The sequence below is a fragment of the Mesorhizobium sp. A623 genome (assembly GCF_054489405.1).
Map to the genome: position 1 here is coordinate 1 of NZ_JBTMXB010000001.1, position 14,448 is coordinate 14,448.

The 14,448-nt window shown below is 59.4% G+C and carries 16 protein-coding genes and 1 pseudogene; 10 read left to right on the forward strand and 7 right to left on the reverse strand.

Features of this window, described 5'->3' with window-relative positions; all coding sequences use genetic code 11:
- Positions 1-158, forward strand: a pseudogene (locus tag ACX3P1_RS00005) (TetR/AcrR family transcriptional regulator); the annotation flags it as partial.
- Positions 155-616, forward strand: a complete 462-nt coding sequence (locus tag ACX3P1_RS00010; protein WP_459077483.1) for a PaaI family thioesterase — start codon at positions 155-157, stop codon at positions 614-616. The pseudogene ACX3P1_RS00005 and the gene ACX3P1_RS00010, both read left to right, overlap by 4 nt.
- A 32-nt stretch (positions 617-648) precedes the next feature.
- Here ACX3P1_RS00010 and ACX3P1_RS00015 read toward each other — a convergent pair whose 3' ends face one another.
- Entirely contained in the window at positions 649-1,617 is a 969-nt protein-coding gene (locus ACX3P1_RS00015) for an enoyl-CoA hydratase/isomerase family protein (protein ID WP_459077484.1), read from the reverse strand.
- Positions 1,618-1,671: 54 nt separating this feature from the next.
- Complete coding sequence (locus tag ACX3P1_RS00020; protein WP_459077485.1) at positions 1,672-2,649, reverse strand: alpha/beta fold hydrolase; 978 nt, start codon at positions 2,647-2,649, stop codon at positions 1,672-1,674.
- Between the two features lie 280 nt (positions 2,650-2,929).
- Here ACX3P1_RS00020 and ACX3P1_RS00025 point away from each other — a divergent pair, with 280 nt between their 5' ends.
- The 4 genes from ACX3P1_RS00025 to ACX3P1_RS00040 all read left to right on the forward strand — a co-directional run bounded on the left by ACX3P1_RS00025 (position 2,930) and on the right by ACX3P1_RS00040 (position 4,574).
- Positions 2,930-3,184, forward strand: coding sequence for a hypothetical protein (locus tag ACX3P1_RS00025; protein WP_459077486.1), 255 nt, complete (start codon positions 2,930-2,932; stop codon positions 3,182-3,184).
- 70 nt (positions 3,185-3,254) lie between these two features.
- The gene (locus ACX3P1_RS00030; protein ID WP_459077487.1) at positions 3,255-3,692 is read left to right on the forward strand and encodes a tautomerase family protein; all 438 of its coding nucleotides are present in this window, start codon (positions 3,255-3,257) and stop codon (positions 3,690-3,692) included.
- 476 nt (positions 3,693-4,168) lie between these two features.
- The gene (locus ACX3P1_RS00035; protein WP_459077488.1) at positions 4,169-4,336 is read left to right on the forward strand and encodes a hypothetical protein; all 168 of its coding nucleotides are present in this window, start codon (positions 4,169-4,171) and stop codon (positions 4,334-4,336) included.
- Between the two features lie 7 nt (positions 4,337-4,343).
- Entirely contained in the window at positions 4,344-4,574 is a 231-nt protein-coding gene (locus ACX3P1_RS00040; protein ID WP_459077489.1) for a hypothetical protein, read from the forward strand.
- Positions 4,575-4,924: 350 nt separating this feature from the next.
- Here ACX3P1_RS00040 and ACX3P1_RS00045 read toward each other — a convergent pair whose 3' ends face one another.
- Positions 4,925-5,497 (reverse strand): NADPH-dependent FMN reductase, encoded by a 573-nt coding sequence (locus ACX3P1_RS00045; protein ID WP_459077490.1) that lies wholly within the window; start codon positions 5,495-5,497, stop codon positions 4,925-4,927.
- A gap of 369 nt (positions 5,498-5,866) precedes the next feature.
- Between ACX3P1_RS00045 and ACX3P1_RS00050 the strand changes: the two genes are divergently transcribed.
- Positions 5,867-6,724 (forward strand): universal stress protein, encoded by an 858-nt coding sequence (locus ACX3P1_RS00050; RefSeq protein WP_459077491.1) that lies wholly within the window; start codon positions 5,867-5,869, stop codon positions 6,722-6,724.
- A 251-nt stretch (positions 6,725-6,975) separates the two neighbouring features.
- Here the strand turns inward: ACX3P1_RS00050 and ACX3P1_RS00055 are convergent, their stop codons facing one another.
- The 4 genes from ACX3P1_RS00055 to ACX3P1_RS00070 all read right to left on the reverse strand — a co-directional run bounded on the left by ACX3P1_RS00055 (position 6,976) and on the right by ACX3P1_RS00070 (position 9,606).
- Positions 6,976-7,413: an MATE family efflux transporter gene (locus ACX3P1_RS00055; RefSeq protein ID WP_459077492.1), complete on the reverse strand. Its 438-nt coding sequence runs from the start codon at positions 7,411-7,413 to the stop codon at positions 6,976-6,978.
- 86 nt (positions 7,414-7,499) lie between these two features.
- Complete coding sequence (locus ACX3P1_RS00060) at positions 7,500-7,787, reverse strand: DUF2958 domain-containing protein (RefSeq protein ID WP_459077493.1); 288 nt, start codon at positions 7,785-7,787, stop codon at positions 7,500-7,502.
- Between the two features lie 135 nt (positions 7,788-7,922).
- Positions 7,923-8,807, reverse strand: coding sequence for a hypothetical protein (locus tag ACX3P1_RS00065; protein ID WP_459077494.1), 885 nt, complete (start codon positions 8,805-8,807; stop codon positions 7,923-7,925).
- 451 nt (positions 8,808-9,258) lie between these two features.
- The gene (locus ACX3P1_RS00070) at positions 9,259-9,606 is read right to left on the reverse strand and encodes a hypothetical protein (RefSeq protein WP_459077495.1); all 348 of its coding nucleotides are present in this window, start codon (positions 9,604-9,606) and stop codon (positions 9,259-9,261) included.
- A gap of 589 nt (positions 9,607-10,195) precedes the next feature.
- Here ACX3P1_RS00070 and ACX3P1_RS00075 point away from each other — a divergent pair.
- From ACX3P1_RS00075 to ACX3P1_RS00085, 3 genes are all read left to right on the forward strand, one after another.
- Entirely contained in the window at positions 10,196-11,011 is an 816-nt protein-coding gene (locus ACX3P1_RS00075) for a hypothetical protein (protein ID WP_459077496.1), read from the forward strand.
- Entirely contained in the window at positions 10,954-12,375 is a 1,422-nt protein-coding gene (locus tag ACX3P1_RS00080) for a DNA cytosine methyltransferase (protein WP_459077497.1), read from the forward strand. Before ACX3P1_RS00075 ends, ACX3P1_RS00080 begins: the two co-directional genes overlap by 58 nt.
- A gap of 195 nt (positions 12,376-12,570) precedes the next feature.
- Entirely contained in the window at positions 12,571-13,950 is a 1,380-nt protein-coding gene (locus ACX3P1_RS00085) for a DNA cytosine methyltransferase (protein ID WP_459077498.1), read from the forward strand.
- Positions 13,951-14,448: the final 498 nt, after the last annotated feature.

Consider the following 14,448-nt stretch of genomic DNA (forward strand, 5'->3'; position numbering starts at 1 on the left):
TCGGCAGTTGGTCGGCGATGGTCGGCGCGCTCATCCTCGCCCGATCGATGGATGACCCGGCGCTGTCCGACGAACTGCTGTCTGAGACGCGGGCCTGGATCGACGAAAGAAAGATGCCCGACGCGCCCGAGCCGGCGCAGAAAAGGCCCGCGGCATGAACATCCTTGACAACGACGCGGGCCTCGACGGCCACGATCAGCTTGCCGCCCTCATGAAGGCCAATGTCCATCCGCCAATCGGTGAGACGCTTGCGTTCGCTCTTGTCGAGCTAGAGCGCGGACGTGTTGTGTTCGATGGCTCGCCGTCTCGCAAGGTCTTCAATCCGATTGGCTCGGTGCATGGCGGATACGCCGCGACGCTCCTCGACAGCGCCTGCGGCTGCGCGGTACATTCGAGCCTTCCGGCAGGCCAGGGCTATACGACGCTCGAACTTAAGGTGGCCTATCACCGCGCCTTGAGCGAGGCGAGCGGTCCGGTGCGGGCCGAAGGAAAGCTGGTCTCGCTTGGCCGGCGAGTTGCCTTCTCCGAAGCGCGGCTCGTCGACTCGGAAGGGCGGCTCTGCGCGTCCGCAACCTCGACACCGCTGGTGTTCCCGATCGACCCGCGAGCCGCTTAACAGGTTCAAATCCGGGCTATCCCGTCCAGCGTTCAGTTCGCCTGACCCAGATAGTGGCCAAGGCGAAGCTCCAGCTCTGCGGGTCCGTGTTCGGCGGCAAGCTTGGCTATCCTCGGGCCGCGGGCTCGGAAACCGGGCCAGCCGAGTGACTGGCTGTACTCCGTATAGGCTGCCACGACATCCGCGTGCGGCGGCAGCGTCGCGCGATTGACCTGGGCCTTGGCGCCGGCCAGCGCCTGCTTATCGAAACCACTCAGGCGAACAGCCAGAGCATCCACGAAGCTGTCAAGTTCGCTATCCGGCAGTGCGCGAGTGACCATGCCGAACCGCTCAGCGTCGGCCGCATCATAGTCCTGGCTGCTCAAGATGATCTCAAGGGCGCGATCCCGCCCGACCAGACGCGGTAGTCTCTCGGTTCCGCCGCCTCCGGGCAGGATGCCGGACCCCACCTCCGGCTGGCCGAACAGCGCTTTTTGGGCGCTCGCGTAACGCAGGTCGCATGCCAGCGAAAACTCGTTTCCGCCTCCGCGTGTCCTGCCCCGGATGCTGGCAATGCTGATGACAGGCGACTTACTCAGTCGCAGCACCAGATCGCTCCAGGTCGGCAAGGGCGGATTGGTCGACTCGATTGGGAAATCCTGCGCCTTGCTCAGGTCGAAATGATTGATGAAATACCCCTCGATCTCGCTCCTGAACACGATGACCTTGACCTCGGGATCACGATCCATGTCTTTCACGATCGAATGCAGAGCCGACACAATCTCAGGCACCACCAAGTTGAATGGTGGGTTGGCGATCGTCACTTGCCAGAGCTGCGGTGTGCGCTTGTCCAGCGTGACCAGAGATGAAGAGGAGCCGGCGGCGGCACCCTGAGCGAATGCTGGTGTTGGGAGGAAAGCCGGAAGCGTTGCTGCGGCCGCGGTTGCGGCAACAGCGGCAGAAACAAAGCCCCGGCGGGAGATACTCTGTGCCAAAGATGGCGTTTCAGATGTTTTTTTCATTGAGTTGACCTTTTGAGAAAAGAACCGATTACCGCTACGAACCAGTCGAGATCATTAGACGTTGAGAAACTTGGCGGCTGCTTCAGCGAACTCTTCCGGATATTGAAAATGCGAGCCGTGACCCGAATCCGGGAAGAGGACGAGCCGCGCGTCGGGCAGTTGCTGCTGAAGGATGAACGAGTTGACCGTCGGGACCATGATGTTGTCGCTCCCGTTGATCACCAGCGTGTGCTGCGTGATCTTTTTGAGGGAAGCGTAGCGATCGCTCGGGATGCGGCCCCATTGCGTGATAGCGGCGGCTTGCGCCTGGACCGCCTCCGGGGCCGGATCGGGTTCGCGATCGGTTTGCCGCGCTTGGATCCGTGCGAGCCAAGCCTCACCGGCTGCCTGGCTCGTTGCAGTCGGCGCGAAGAATAGTGCAACCCGCCGTTCATCCCCGGTCGCGTTGGGTCGGGCGATGATCTCCTTCACCTGAGGGGTATAATCTTGCATGGTCTCTCCGCCGGAAGGCCCGGTGCCGACGAGGAGGAGGCGTCGCACCAACTCCGGTGCGTCAAGCGCAACCTGCTGGGCGACGAAGCCGCCGAGCGAGAAACCGAACACATCCACCTGGCTGAGATCAAGCGCGCGTATGAAGGCGATGATATCGGCCGCCAACCCTGGCACGGTGTCGGGCGTCTGTCCTTCGGAGCGTCCGACCCCCCTGTAATCGACCAGGATCACAGGACGGTCCTGCGCCAGCCGGTTGGTGTGGATCGGATCCGCGCTATTCATCGCACCTGCGAAATGCTGCAGCGACACAACGGGCGTCGCCCCCTCTTTTCCGAAGCGGCGATAGGCAAGGCGGACACCGCCGATGTCCTGGAAGCGAGTTGGGGCGGAGTTATGCAGATCTGCTGGCGGTTCAGTCGCTGATTGGGCGACGGCATCGCGGCCGCCGAGCGCGATAGCGGCGACGCCCGCGACCAGGACGGAGCCGCTGCCTAGGAGAAGGTTGCGCCGGCTCGCGGCAAGTTCAGGGGTCTGTTTCATGGTTTCTTCCAGGAAATGAGAGTTTCGGGAAAGTTCGGTTTGGCGTTGAGGAGCCACGGCGACAGTGCTGTTCTCGACAGAATATTTGATTTCGGGTGGCCGCGGCCGTGCCACCTCGGAGAGCCGTGTGAACGAAATTGGCCAGCGGTCGACCCAGGAAACCAGCTCGCGACACTTCGGAAGTAAACATGATGATCATCATCATTGAAATATGATAGACGTCATGTAAGATGTCAACGGGACCTGCGATTCAACGTGACATCCATCGTCAGGAGCTGAAATGACGTATCCAGCCGCCAAGCCGCTCGCCCTCGTGACCGGCGTCGGGCCGGGCACCGGCTCAGCCATCGCGCGCTGCTTTGCAGAAGGTGGGTGCCGCGTGGCGACGCTCGCACGCAAGTGGTTTCCTGACGCGGCGGAGGACTTCTTCATTCAGCCCGCATCGATCGCCGAAGCGGTGTATCGTCTCGCTCACCAGCCTCGGGACGCATGGTCCTTCTTCGCGGAGGTGCGCCGGTTCCACGAGCCATGGTGAACGGCCCGATATCGGACATCGGCGAACTGGCGACGCGTCACAATCAAACAGTCAGAGGAGAAACGAAGATATGCCTACCTATGCTTGCTGGACTGCCGGGGGACGGCTCACATCGGCGCAACGCACCGACATAGCCAAGGCCATCACGACGATCCATGCCGAGGAAGGACGCGCACCGCGGTACTTCGTGCAGGTGTTGTTCAACGAGATTCAGCCCGCCAGCCACTTCATCGGTGGCCTCTCCGCGCCCGAAGATCTCATCTGGGTTCGCGCCGATATCAGGAGCGGGCGCACCGTTGAGCAGAAGAAAGCCATCATGGAGCGGATCGCCGATGGCCTCAGCACGATCGCCAAAGTCGGGAGAGAGGACGTTTGGGTGTATATCTCCGACATCCCGGCGACGGGCGTTCTGGAATTCGGCCAAGTTCTGCCACCGCCCGGCGAGGAAGACGCCTGGTTTTCCAGACTGCCGGAAGCCTTACAGGAACGGTTGAAGGCGCTTTCTTGAGGGTGGGCGCACGAAGAGCAGTCGTCCATCCTGCACAATCGCCACACTATGCGAGACGCTTTTGCCGTCTGCCCTATCTGACCTTGTTCACGACCTTGCCCTTGGCGCGTCCCGATCGATGTAGGCCAAAGCTTCGTTGGTTCATCAAACGAAAAGACCCCGCGTCCATTAGGACACGCGGGCGAGATAATTACAGGAACTGCAAGGAAGATAATGGCGGCAAGCGGCAGCGCGTTGTGTTTGGCCGCCGCTGTGTTCACAGCAGCCGATATTTTGTTGGTAGGCTGCACAAGCCTGATGGCCACTACCTTCCGGCTGGGAATGCAAGGCGGTCCCGGAGATTGAAGCTTTAACGCAAAGCCCGCTCCGGCGACCGGAGTGGGCCATATTGCTAGCGTCGGGAAGATGATCAAGGCGGGCTGGTTGCGGACGCTGGCGGAAGCCGGTTACAACGCGCTCCTTGAATAGGAGAGATAATGTCGACAATCGTTGATGATCTACGCGCCGTCGCCGCCAACCCTGTCGGCCGGACAAAAGCCGAAGTGGTCGAAATCCTGCTTGCGGCTGCCGACCGCATTGAGGCAAAGCGCATCGAGATAGCAAGAATGAAACACGATTGCGGGAGCACGAAACGAGCCAGTTAGATCGGGTATGGAAAACGACCCTCGCATAGATGCCGTTGCCGCCAGTGACCTACCGTCGTTGGCGATCCTAGCCTCGCTGATCGGTATGCTGGGCGCGAAAGGCGTTCTCGCCGACGAGGAAGTCCGTGAGGTCTACGAACAAGCACTATTCTTGCTGGAATCCCACCCAGGCGACGAACCAGAGACGCAGCCGATCTACGAAGCCGCCCGAGAGATCATAGAGGCGCAGTTGCGATAGGCTAGGGCCGGAAGGCGGGCGACAGGGTGTAAGCCAGGCAGTGATTTTTCAGAAGAGAAGAAGCAAAGATATTAGGGCAGGAACCGCCAACTCAGCGGCGTTCGACCACCGCGGTCTTCTCTCCCGCCTGGGCAAGATGCCACGCGAGATACTTGCCAACTTCACCGCTGCCGATGACAACGGCGTCGTACCGTTCCGCATTGGACATCGCTGCTCCCTTGAAGATTGGAAATGGAACCCTGGAGATGCAGCGGCCACTTGAGGCCGCTGCAATCATTCATCAGCGAGTCTGGACTTCAAATCCTCACCCGTTGCGCGACCGGGGTACGAAATCGCGCGACGGGCATGCCCTACGCATCCTTCGGCAGCACCGAGCGCACCCTGGCAACGAAGACATGGAAGTCCTGCATGAAGGTACGCAGGAACTCGGCGGTGCCGTCATTGGTGACTTCGCCGTCATCGGTGATGAGGCCCGATGTGAACTGGATATAGGCTTCCGGGGCGTTCATCTGCGGCGAGTTGCAGAAACCGAGCACGCTGCGCAGATTCTGCTGGGCGACGGCGGTGCCGATTGCGCCCGGCGACGTGCCGATCACCGCCGACGGCTTGCGCGTGAACGAATTGGAGCCGTAGGGGCGGCTCGCCCAATCTATCGCATTCTTCAGCCCGCCGGGTATGGATCGGTTGTATTCAGGCGTGACGAACAGCACGGCGTCGACAGCCGCGATCGCCGCCTTGAACGCCTTGCCAGCCGGCGGGTAGTCGGCGTCATAATCGTAGCTGTAGAGTGGTAGATCCTTGAAGGAGATCTCTGACATTTCCAGCTCCGGCGGAGCAAGCCGCACCAACGCCTTGGCAAGTTTGCGGTTGATCGATCCTTTGGCGAGGCTGCCGATTAAATAGCCGACTTTGTGCGTGGTCATTGCGGTGTACTCCCGTTGTCACAAACGATTGGTCTTAAAGATACGACGAGTGCCGGTTATTAATATCGGCCAGCCCATGCCGCTTGTCACGACGCCGTTTTTACCATTAGTAGCCCCCTCCCTCGAATCCAGGCACGATAGGGCAGGGAGCAAGGAAGCTGCCATGTCCACCGGGCCGCATGCGTGCCAAGGCAGAGTGTGCAGCCCGCTTGGCCGGAAAGGTCGGCGCACAGCTTTATGGCAAGATAAACAGCAACGCCCGCAAATTATGCGAGGATACAAAATTGGACGGCGTGACGCGCGTAATCATAGGGTTTGGAATTGCGATCTGCCTACTCGGCGGGGCGCCGTCGACATAAGAGGCCATCGATGAGAATTCTTGCCGCGACAGATTTTTCCACGCGTTCACAACTGGCCTTACGACGGGCCGGCCTTTTGGCGAGGGACAGCAACGCACAACTCACTCTCGTCCATGTCGTCGATGACGACCAGCCCTCGGATATGGTCGAACTCGAAACGCGCGCGTCCCAGAGGTATCTTGAAAAACAAATCGGTGCCATTGCCGAGCTGCAGGGCCTTCGATGCAATTCAATGGTCGTTGCCGGCGACCCTTTCGCCGGCATTCTGCAAGCGGCTGAGGCACGCTCAGTCGATCTCATCGTCATGGGGATGCATCGCAAGCAACTGCTTCGAGATATTTTCGTCGGAACGACCATCGAACGGGTGATCCGCACGGGACCATATCCGGTGCTCATGGTGAACGCTGATGCAGAACTAGCCTACCAAAAGGTGATGGCCGCTGTCGATATGTCCGAACCATCGGCGCGGGCAATCAGGACTGCTACCGACCTCGGGTTGACTGGCGATGCCAGTCTCATACTGGTCCATGGTTTCGATGCGTTGGCCAAGGGGAAGATGGCAAACGCGGGAATGGGCAAGAACGAGATAGCGCGTTACGTCGCGGAAGAACGTTTGCAGGCGGGTACCGAACTGATCGCGTTTCTTGAGGCGAACAACTTTGGCGTCGACAACTGGTCGCTGCGCGTCAAGGAAGCGGGGGCCGTGGACGCGATCATGGACGTGGTTCAAGAGATTGCGCCTGATCTTCTGGTGATCGGAACACATGGCCGCTCCGGGTTCGTCAAAGTTTTGCTGGGAAGCGTCACGGAAAGCATTTTGCGATCGGTCGACATTGATGTTCTTGCGGTGCCGCCAATCCCAAGGTGAAGGGGGCTTCCAGCTTAAGGATGGTGTATCCTGCGAGGCTTAGGTGATGGGTTCGATGGACGCGGCGTCTATTCGACATCACCGCCGTATTTTGCTGGCGCGAGGGCATCAACTCGAGCTTTTGCCGCGCCAACAATGATGACATTGCCGCCCGACAAAGCTGAAACTTTGTTGTTACGACAGCATTCGTCCAAGCAGTGCTGGAGACGCGTTTGGCGTTGCCTGGATATGGGCGCTTACTGCCATCGCCGCTACGCGCGGCACGGCAGAGCAGCCGATTCCGCTCGTTGAGACCCGCTACCGAAATTCCGCCGAAGGTGGAGATCAGGACCAGGTAATCCGGCCGACTGCGCCACCAGGATGGTCGCGGCCATGCCGATGCCGAACAGCGTGCCGAGGATCATAAACAGCACGAGATTGGCGTTGGACGTGGCCGCCAGCGCGGATTCGCCGAGAAAGCGGCCGATCCAAACGGCGTTGATCGATCCGTTCAGCGATTGCAGCACGTTCGCGCCAAGCACCGGCAGGGCGAAGATGAGAAGGGTGCGGGAGATCGGCCCGGTGGTCAAGTCACTGGTGCGGCGATGCGTGGGCATTTTCTCGTCCATGACTGGTAACTCGGCAAGGGTGATCGGGATCCGCGCCGTTTCCGGCGCGCCCGCTGTAGGTAGCATTCTTGGTGGTGGCACTATACCCTCCTGCCGGGTTGGAGCTAAAACGCCCGCGCCCGACAGCGCATCAGAATGTCGCGTGGCATACTCTGCCGAAGGACGAGCTAAGCGACGATCGTGCCATGACATTGCGCATCGACCGCATATTGCGACAGGGTCTTTGTCGCCTTGAAGTAGAGGTCACGTTCCACTGCCAAGCAAAGCGGTCCCCGAAGGCTCTGGATTTCCATAAGGCTGGCATAGCCAAGTTCGGGAGAGCCGAGACCCAGGTCACACAAGCCATAAAGCGTGTCCTGATCCGCGTCGAGTTCGGTGAAAAGCCAGGTAGCTTGTGCGTCCGGCGTGAAGAACTTGACCGCCGGTCGATGGTCCTGGTCTCCGGCGGCAGACAACTGGAATTTTTCAGGAGCTGAGTGCGGACTTTATCTGTCATCAGCATGGTTTTATTTCTGGCCTTTGCGGGCGTGGATGATGATGCTGCGGCCGGGATCAGGCTCGGCCGAATGGGGAAGGTCTTAATCGTAACGTTAATCACCGAGCCGAACTCCCCATTTCCAGGTCTTTGCCGAATCCGCGACGCGGATCGAGTGCCAGAAGTCGCCATCGCCATAAGCGGTAAGATGCTGGGCCTTCGTGTGTCGAACCGTCGGGCCATAGGCAAAAACCACCCCCTTGCGGTCACGGCAGAACGCCGGGGCGTGGACTTCATGGGTTTCGCCAACGAGAACGGTGTCGGCTTCGATCATCTCGGCATGAGCAGGCTTGCCTTTGGCAGGGACAATCAGGATATCGCCCTGGCGAATGCCGCTGGCCAGTTGCTTGTCCGAAACACCCCACATCCAGCGCTGTGCGGCACGGACTGCCGCTACCGGATCGTCATAGTCCCTGCGAATACCGGCATGTACGGCATGGGCCGAGACCGGGTGGCGGAAAAGCTCGTTGGTTATTTCGTTGCGACCGACCAGAACATAGTCTTTGTGGATATTGGCGTAGCCGTTGCGATAGCGACGGAAAAAATGCCGGATCTGGATGATCGCGACGTCCTGCTCGATGTCGTATCCATAGAGATCGAGATTAAGGCTGTCGCCGCGCATTTTTTTGTCGAACTCGACGAAAGTCTCAGGCAGGGCGGCGCCGAATTTGTTGATGATCTCGGCGCCAGAAAGGACGCTTCCGCCCGCAAACGAAATGCGCGTGATTTCGTCGTAATGGCCGCGTTTCGCTGTTGCGGCAGGTGCGCCGGCGGGTTCGTGAACCTCGTGGAAGAGGGGTGGTGCATGGCAGAATGCGCGACCGCAGATCGTCGCCGATGCAATCGGAGTGTCGCTGCTCTCCGGTGATTTGATGAGAATGTCGACCATGATCGTTGTACCTTTCAATTCGTTTGGGTCAGCCGATATGAAAATGCTCATCCGGTTCTGCCACGGCGTCAACCGGAACCCAGTGCCCGGGACAAGCTGCCGCGCCGGCATAGAGCATGCAGTAACGGCGCCACGCCTTTCTGCGGCCTCCAGCGTAAGGGCGAATTTCATCGGCAATAGGTGAGCGGGATGTTTTCGGCATTTGGGCAGTTTGGCTACCGTCGACTTTGTCAGGTGTGGGCCCGCCTCCCGCCATCAGAAACGGCCTGGTCGCGGGTTTCGGAAAGTCGGATAGGCAGTCACCCGGCCGTTCTGGATAGGCCGCGCAGTCTGGTCGTCCGTTATTTACGGGTTACGCCAGCATTTCAGGGAAAGGTAGCCACAATGGTTTAGGGAACGCGCCGATTACGCCGCCGCCGCCGGCGCATAGCGCCTTTCACATCACGAGGTGATGTCGGGATTTTCGATTCGATGTTATGGAGTAATGGGGGGAGCAAGCTCTTCACGTGCGTCGCAGCAGAGCCTTTATTCGAGACCGTTCGATCAGAGCCTCGAGATCGCGCCTATGTCCGCGAACAAGCCGGCGGCGCAACACTGCCACCGCTTCCAGTCGATCATAGCCCCGGGCAGTCAGCAATTTAAGCGCGCATCGCAAAAGCAGCTTGATCGTCGCCCGGGCGGATTCGTCCGCACGACCTGTGCTGATCACGTGGATGTAACAGGCCAGAGAAGCAGCCAAGGCAGCGTCGACGGTGTCGGCTTCAGGCGTTTGTTTTTCCACCAGCCGCTTGCGGTAGCGCCGCTGCCGTTGCTGGTGCGCGCTCTTTGCAGGATCCGGATATCGCGGCATTTTTTCTTCGTCACCACAGATGAGGGCTCTTGTTGACGAGGATCGAGTGGTGGCATGCAAGTCACAACGAGATGCCATCAGCTTCACAACGTGACGGCAGGGAAGGGGCGGGCATCCGACCGGGAGGGGCCGATGACACTTAAAAGTTACAAACGCAAATCAAACTGAATTGCGGGCAATTCGTTTCCGACTGCCGGCACGCTGTCACACGCCTGACTCAATCTGACCAGCATTTTGCATCAGTGCCCGCCGGGTCATGCGCCGGACTCTATCAACGCAGCCAAAATCTGGGCTACCTGCACATTGGCCGCTCCGCTGACCTCGTCATTTGTTCCTGCTTGCATGGAGTTTCTGGCTCAGAAGCCGGGCAGTTATTCGCAGCGGCGCCGAACGTCGCGCAGGAACGTGAACGGGTGGGTGGGACATCTAGCGCTGTTTACAGAGGTTCATCAGCTTACGTAGCGCAATCGTGGTTGTCGGCAAAAAACTTCCCATATCGGTCGACTTTTAATGATCGGCATCACCAGTTCTAAAATACTGGCCTTCTATTCCTGAGTTGGGTTTGGTATTTCCAATACAGGAGTTCAGGGTGGGACCAATAGAAGATAATTTCGGCCGCAACGCCGGTGACAATAATACGGAGATAGTAAAGCCGATCGGCCTCGAAGAGGTCGTCACGCGGAGTGCCGCCACCGGCGACGAGACGGCTGCAGTTGGTGAGGATAAAGCTGCGCGTAAAAGAAAGCCTTCTCGGGCTGCGTCGGATAAAGGCAACGGAAGCCATTACGATACCGAAGCGCTTTACGGGCGTGAGCTCAGCAAGGCGAGGGACAAGGTTGTACGCTGGCGCGCTAAGCAGGTGAAAGAAGCCTACCGTATCGGTGAGATGTGGAGCGAACTGACCAAAACGCTCACCGAGCGTGAAGTGTCGGCGTTTCTCGCCAGCGAATGCCAGGTTCCCCGGCGCGATGTCGCAGGTTATGTCCGGCTGGCGGCGATGCCCAAAGAAGACCGCGACCTGTTTGTCGAGCACGGGGTCGCAGTTTCCGTGCTGCTTGATCTTGCCGTACAGGACGAGATTGTCCGCGAGAAAGCCATCAGAATGATCAAGGCAGGGCGCAGCCTGCAGGCAAAGGATTTGCGCGGTCTTAAACGCGATATCGGGCTTGCCCAAGCCGCCCGGGACGGCAAGCTGGACGAGGCCCGGGTTCGCGATATCAAGAATGCCGCAGCACACAAGGCCCGCGGTGCAGCCAAGGCATGGCTTGCCTCTCTTGAAGCGTTGGCCAATGAGGTTATCGCCATTTCGACGCTGGATAGGACGTTGCCGTTAGCGCGATGGACCAGGTGTCTAAGCTCGCCGAAAATGCCGGCAGGCTTCTGCATGAGTTGCCGGCGATCGTGAGTGACGATTTCATTGACCGGGCGGCTTCCGCCGATGTGCACGTCGGCGATGGCAGTTGGATGAAGGTCGTCGCCGCGCTGCGCAGGATCGCAGAGCGCGACGTCTTTCTGGAGGAGCATTACAAGCGGCCGATCACCACTCTGCTGGTCTTCGACCATGATCTCGTCTGGCATCTGGCCTGGGTGTTCGGCTATGATGAAGATGATCGGCCGGAAGCGACAGCGAGACGGATGCGTGAAGCGGGACACGCGCCGCTCGACACGCACGCACCATCGGGCCGCATCCGGGCGGACACCGTACGCAAGCCAACGGTTCTGGAAATCTGTGCTGGCGCGGGCGGTCAGGCGCTGGGGCTCGATGCCGCCGGTTTCCATCACACGGGGCTTGTCGAAATCAACGAGGACGCAGCAGCTACCTTAAGAGTGAACCGGCCGGAGTGGTCCGTCATCCAGGGGGATCTGCGCACTCTCGATCTGCGCGCGCATAAAGGTATTGATCTGCTCGCCGGTGGCGTGCCCTGCCAGCCCTACTCGACGGCCGGCGAGCGTAGGGGCGCCGATGACGAACGTGACCTGTTCCCGGAAGCGTTGCGGCTGATCCGTCAATTGAAGCCGAAAGCCGTCATGCTGGAGAATGTGAAGGGCGTTTTGCATATGCCCAACAGCGTGAATCGGTTGCGTATTCTGTCGGAACTGACCAACCTTGGCTATGATGCCGAATGGCGCATCCTCGAGGGGCCGGAGTTCGGGTTGCCGCAAAACCGCCACAGAGCCATTCTGGTCGCCTTCCGGCCGGGGATCATGCATCGGTTCCGTTGGCCTGAGGCGCTTGGTACCAAGGCTCCAACGGTCGGTGAGGCGTTGCGCGACCTCATGGCCGCGCGGGGATGGCCGCATGTCGATGCCTGGGTGGAAAGAGCCAACGAGTATGCGCCGACACTGATCGGCGGAAGCCAGAATAAGCTGGGCATCGATCTGGCTCAGGAGAAATCGCGCCAAAGCTGGCTTAAGATAGGCGTCAATCCGAACGGCCGGGCAAAGGCGGCACCCGGGCCGGACGCACCCGCCGGTCACACGCCAATGCTGACGCTTGGCATGATGGCCCGTATCCAGGATTTTCCGGATGATTGGCAGTTCCAGGGAAAAGATCTGCAGGTGTTCCACCAGATCGCCAATGCGTTTCCCCCGCGAATGGCGCAGGCGGTAGCAGCTTCCATCATGCGGGCGCTTACAGGTTCCGAGATTGATCTCCCCGCCGCGCTTGCCGCATCACGACGGCCGGCAAAAGGAAGGTTGAACCTCGGCATCCTGGCCCCATCGATTTCCTACGAGGATACCGAGGTCGATATCGAAGAAATGGCCTGACCTGCGGACTTTGAGGATGGCGTCCTTGCGGCTGCCATCCTCATTCCCGGCCATTTGAGTTCGGTGCGCCATCAAGCCGTGTTTCGGATCAAGCCGACGTTCCCGCACGCTTCTCGCGCGCGCCGGAGCATCCCGCCACGTCCATCGTTCAACAGCTGCTGCAACGCGTTTGCAGCCGGAATATGAGGTAGTATTTTGCGTGTATTTTCGACTTTCAGCGGCATCAGCGCGGCGACAGTGGCGTGGAAGGATTTGGGTTGGACCTTTGCGGGATATGCCGACTACGACCCAGGCGCTTGCGCCGTGCTGGCAACCCGTTGCGGCGCTACTCGACCAAAGTATCTTCCCACAATCGATCCCAGTTTGATGGAGGATGATGCCTGGGGTCTGGCAGGCCGCATAAACGAGGGCGTTCCTGCGGGAACGCTGCCGGCACGTCTGCTTAATTATCTCACTCCGGACATGGATCCACTTTCATTAACCTCACCTGACATCAGGAAGCTTCGGTTGAGGGATGATGAGAAGTTCGAGGAAATGTTGGAAAAGGAAATAAAGCGCAGAGAAGATCTGATCACGGCGCACAAGAAGACAGATTATCCCGTTACCGGGACGACGCCGAATTTCGGTGATCTCTGGTACGTCACCGATGCGGATCTCGAGGACCTTGGCCCGATCGACCTGCTTGAGGGCGGGTCTCCCTGCCAAGCATTTTCGGCCGCCGGGAAGAAGGACAGCCTGCTTGATTATCGCAGTGCCGGGTTGTTCGGCTTTATCGAACTTATCGAGAGAATGAAACGCATCAACGGCCTGAAATGGGTCCTTTGGGAAAATGTAAAGGATGTTTTGAATGACAGTCAGAATGGATTTGGTTATCTCATTGGGCGAATTGCGCAAAAGCAGGGCGCTCCAATCGTCGCTCCAGAAGGGCGTTACGCCAACGCTGGTTATGTATCGGGGCCGGCCGGCGACGTGGCCTGGCGCCTCCTCGACGCGCAATATTTCGGCAAGCCCAACCGACGCGAGCGCGTCTTTGCTCTGGCACGAGTTGGAGATGGAACTGCCGGCATCGACCCTCGAGAAATACTCTTTGACGAGGAATGTGAAGAACTATGTCCTGACGTCCGCGGAAGGAAGGGGGAAGCCTTTGTCGGAATTTCTGGAGCATGCGCTGAAGACATCTCCGGATATCGGGGACCGGTAGCGTTTATGGCGGGCCAGAGTGCAAAAGCCAGGAGCGCAGCCGAATCCACGACCGTGGTTCCGACCCTACGATCCGGAGCATCGGGCACCAACCAAGTTCCGAGTATCGCCTATGTCATCCCGACAGATGGAGAGGATGGCACCAAGCTGAGGCTTGAGGATATCGACCCGAATCGGTTGGTCGTTCGTAAATTGCTCCCCGAGGAGTGCGAGCGGCTCCTGGGTTTCCCGGAAGGATGGACCGACGTTGAGTTGAACGGCGCGGCCATGGCCGATTCCGCACGCTACAAATGCATTGGCAACTCGATGTCGGTCGATGTCATGCGCTGGATCGGCCGACGGTTAGACCAAGCTGAAGGTCTGGCCACAGCATAGCATTACCAATAGAGCGGCGGCACCGAACTGGCGCGCCGCTCTACCCAGAGGATCACCGAATGTCGGTCATAGTGACGACCGGCCCGCTATTTCCGTGCACTAATCTTCGATAAGAAGGAAGATTGTGGGCGGCTCCTTTGGACAGAGCTTAAACCCAGTTCTATGGACGCAGGCAGTCCCAGTTCGGCAGTCGGCAGGTGATCACCTTCACATCGGACCATCGTCCGGCACCACATCATCCCAGAAATGGTAATGACCTTATCAGCCTTGCGCTGGTTGGCGGTGCCACGCTGCGCTTACAAGTTCGGGCCAACTTTGGCCGCTGTGCATCCGACCACGCGCATCGCGCTCGACCGCATCGGATCGCCGCGGATACAGGGGCCGCGTCGAACGTTCCCCGGGGCGGCTCCTCCTAGAGATTTTGCTAGACCTGACTGTCCTTGCCGCCGCTGTGGTTGACGACGAACAAGGCTCCACGGCAGACGAGATCAAGGATGT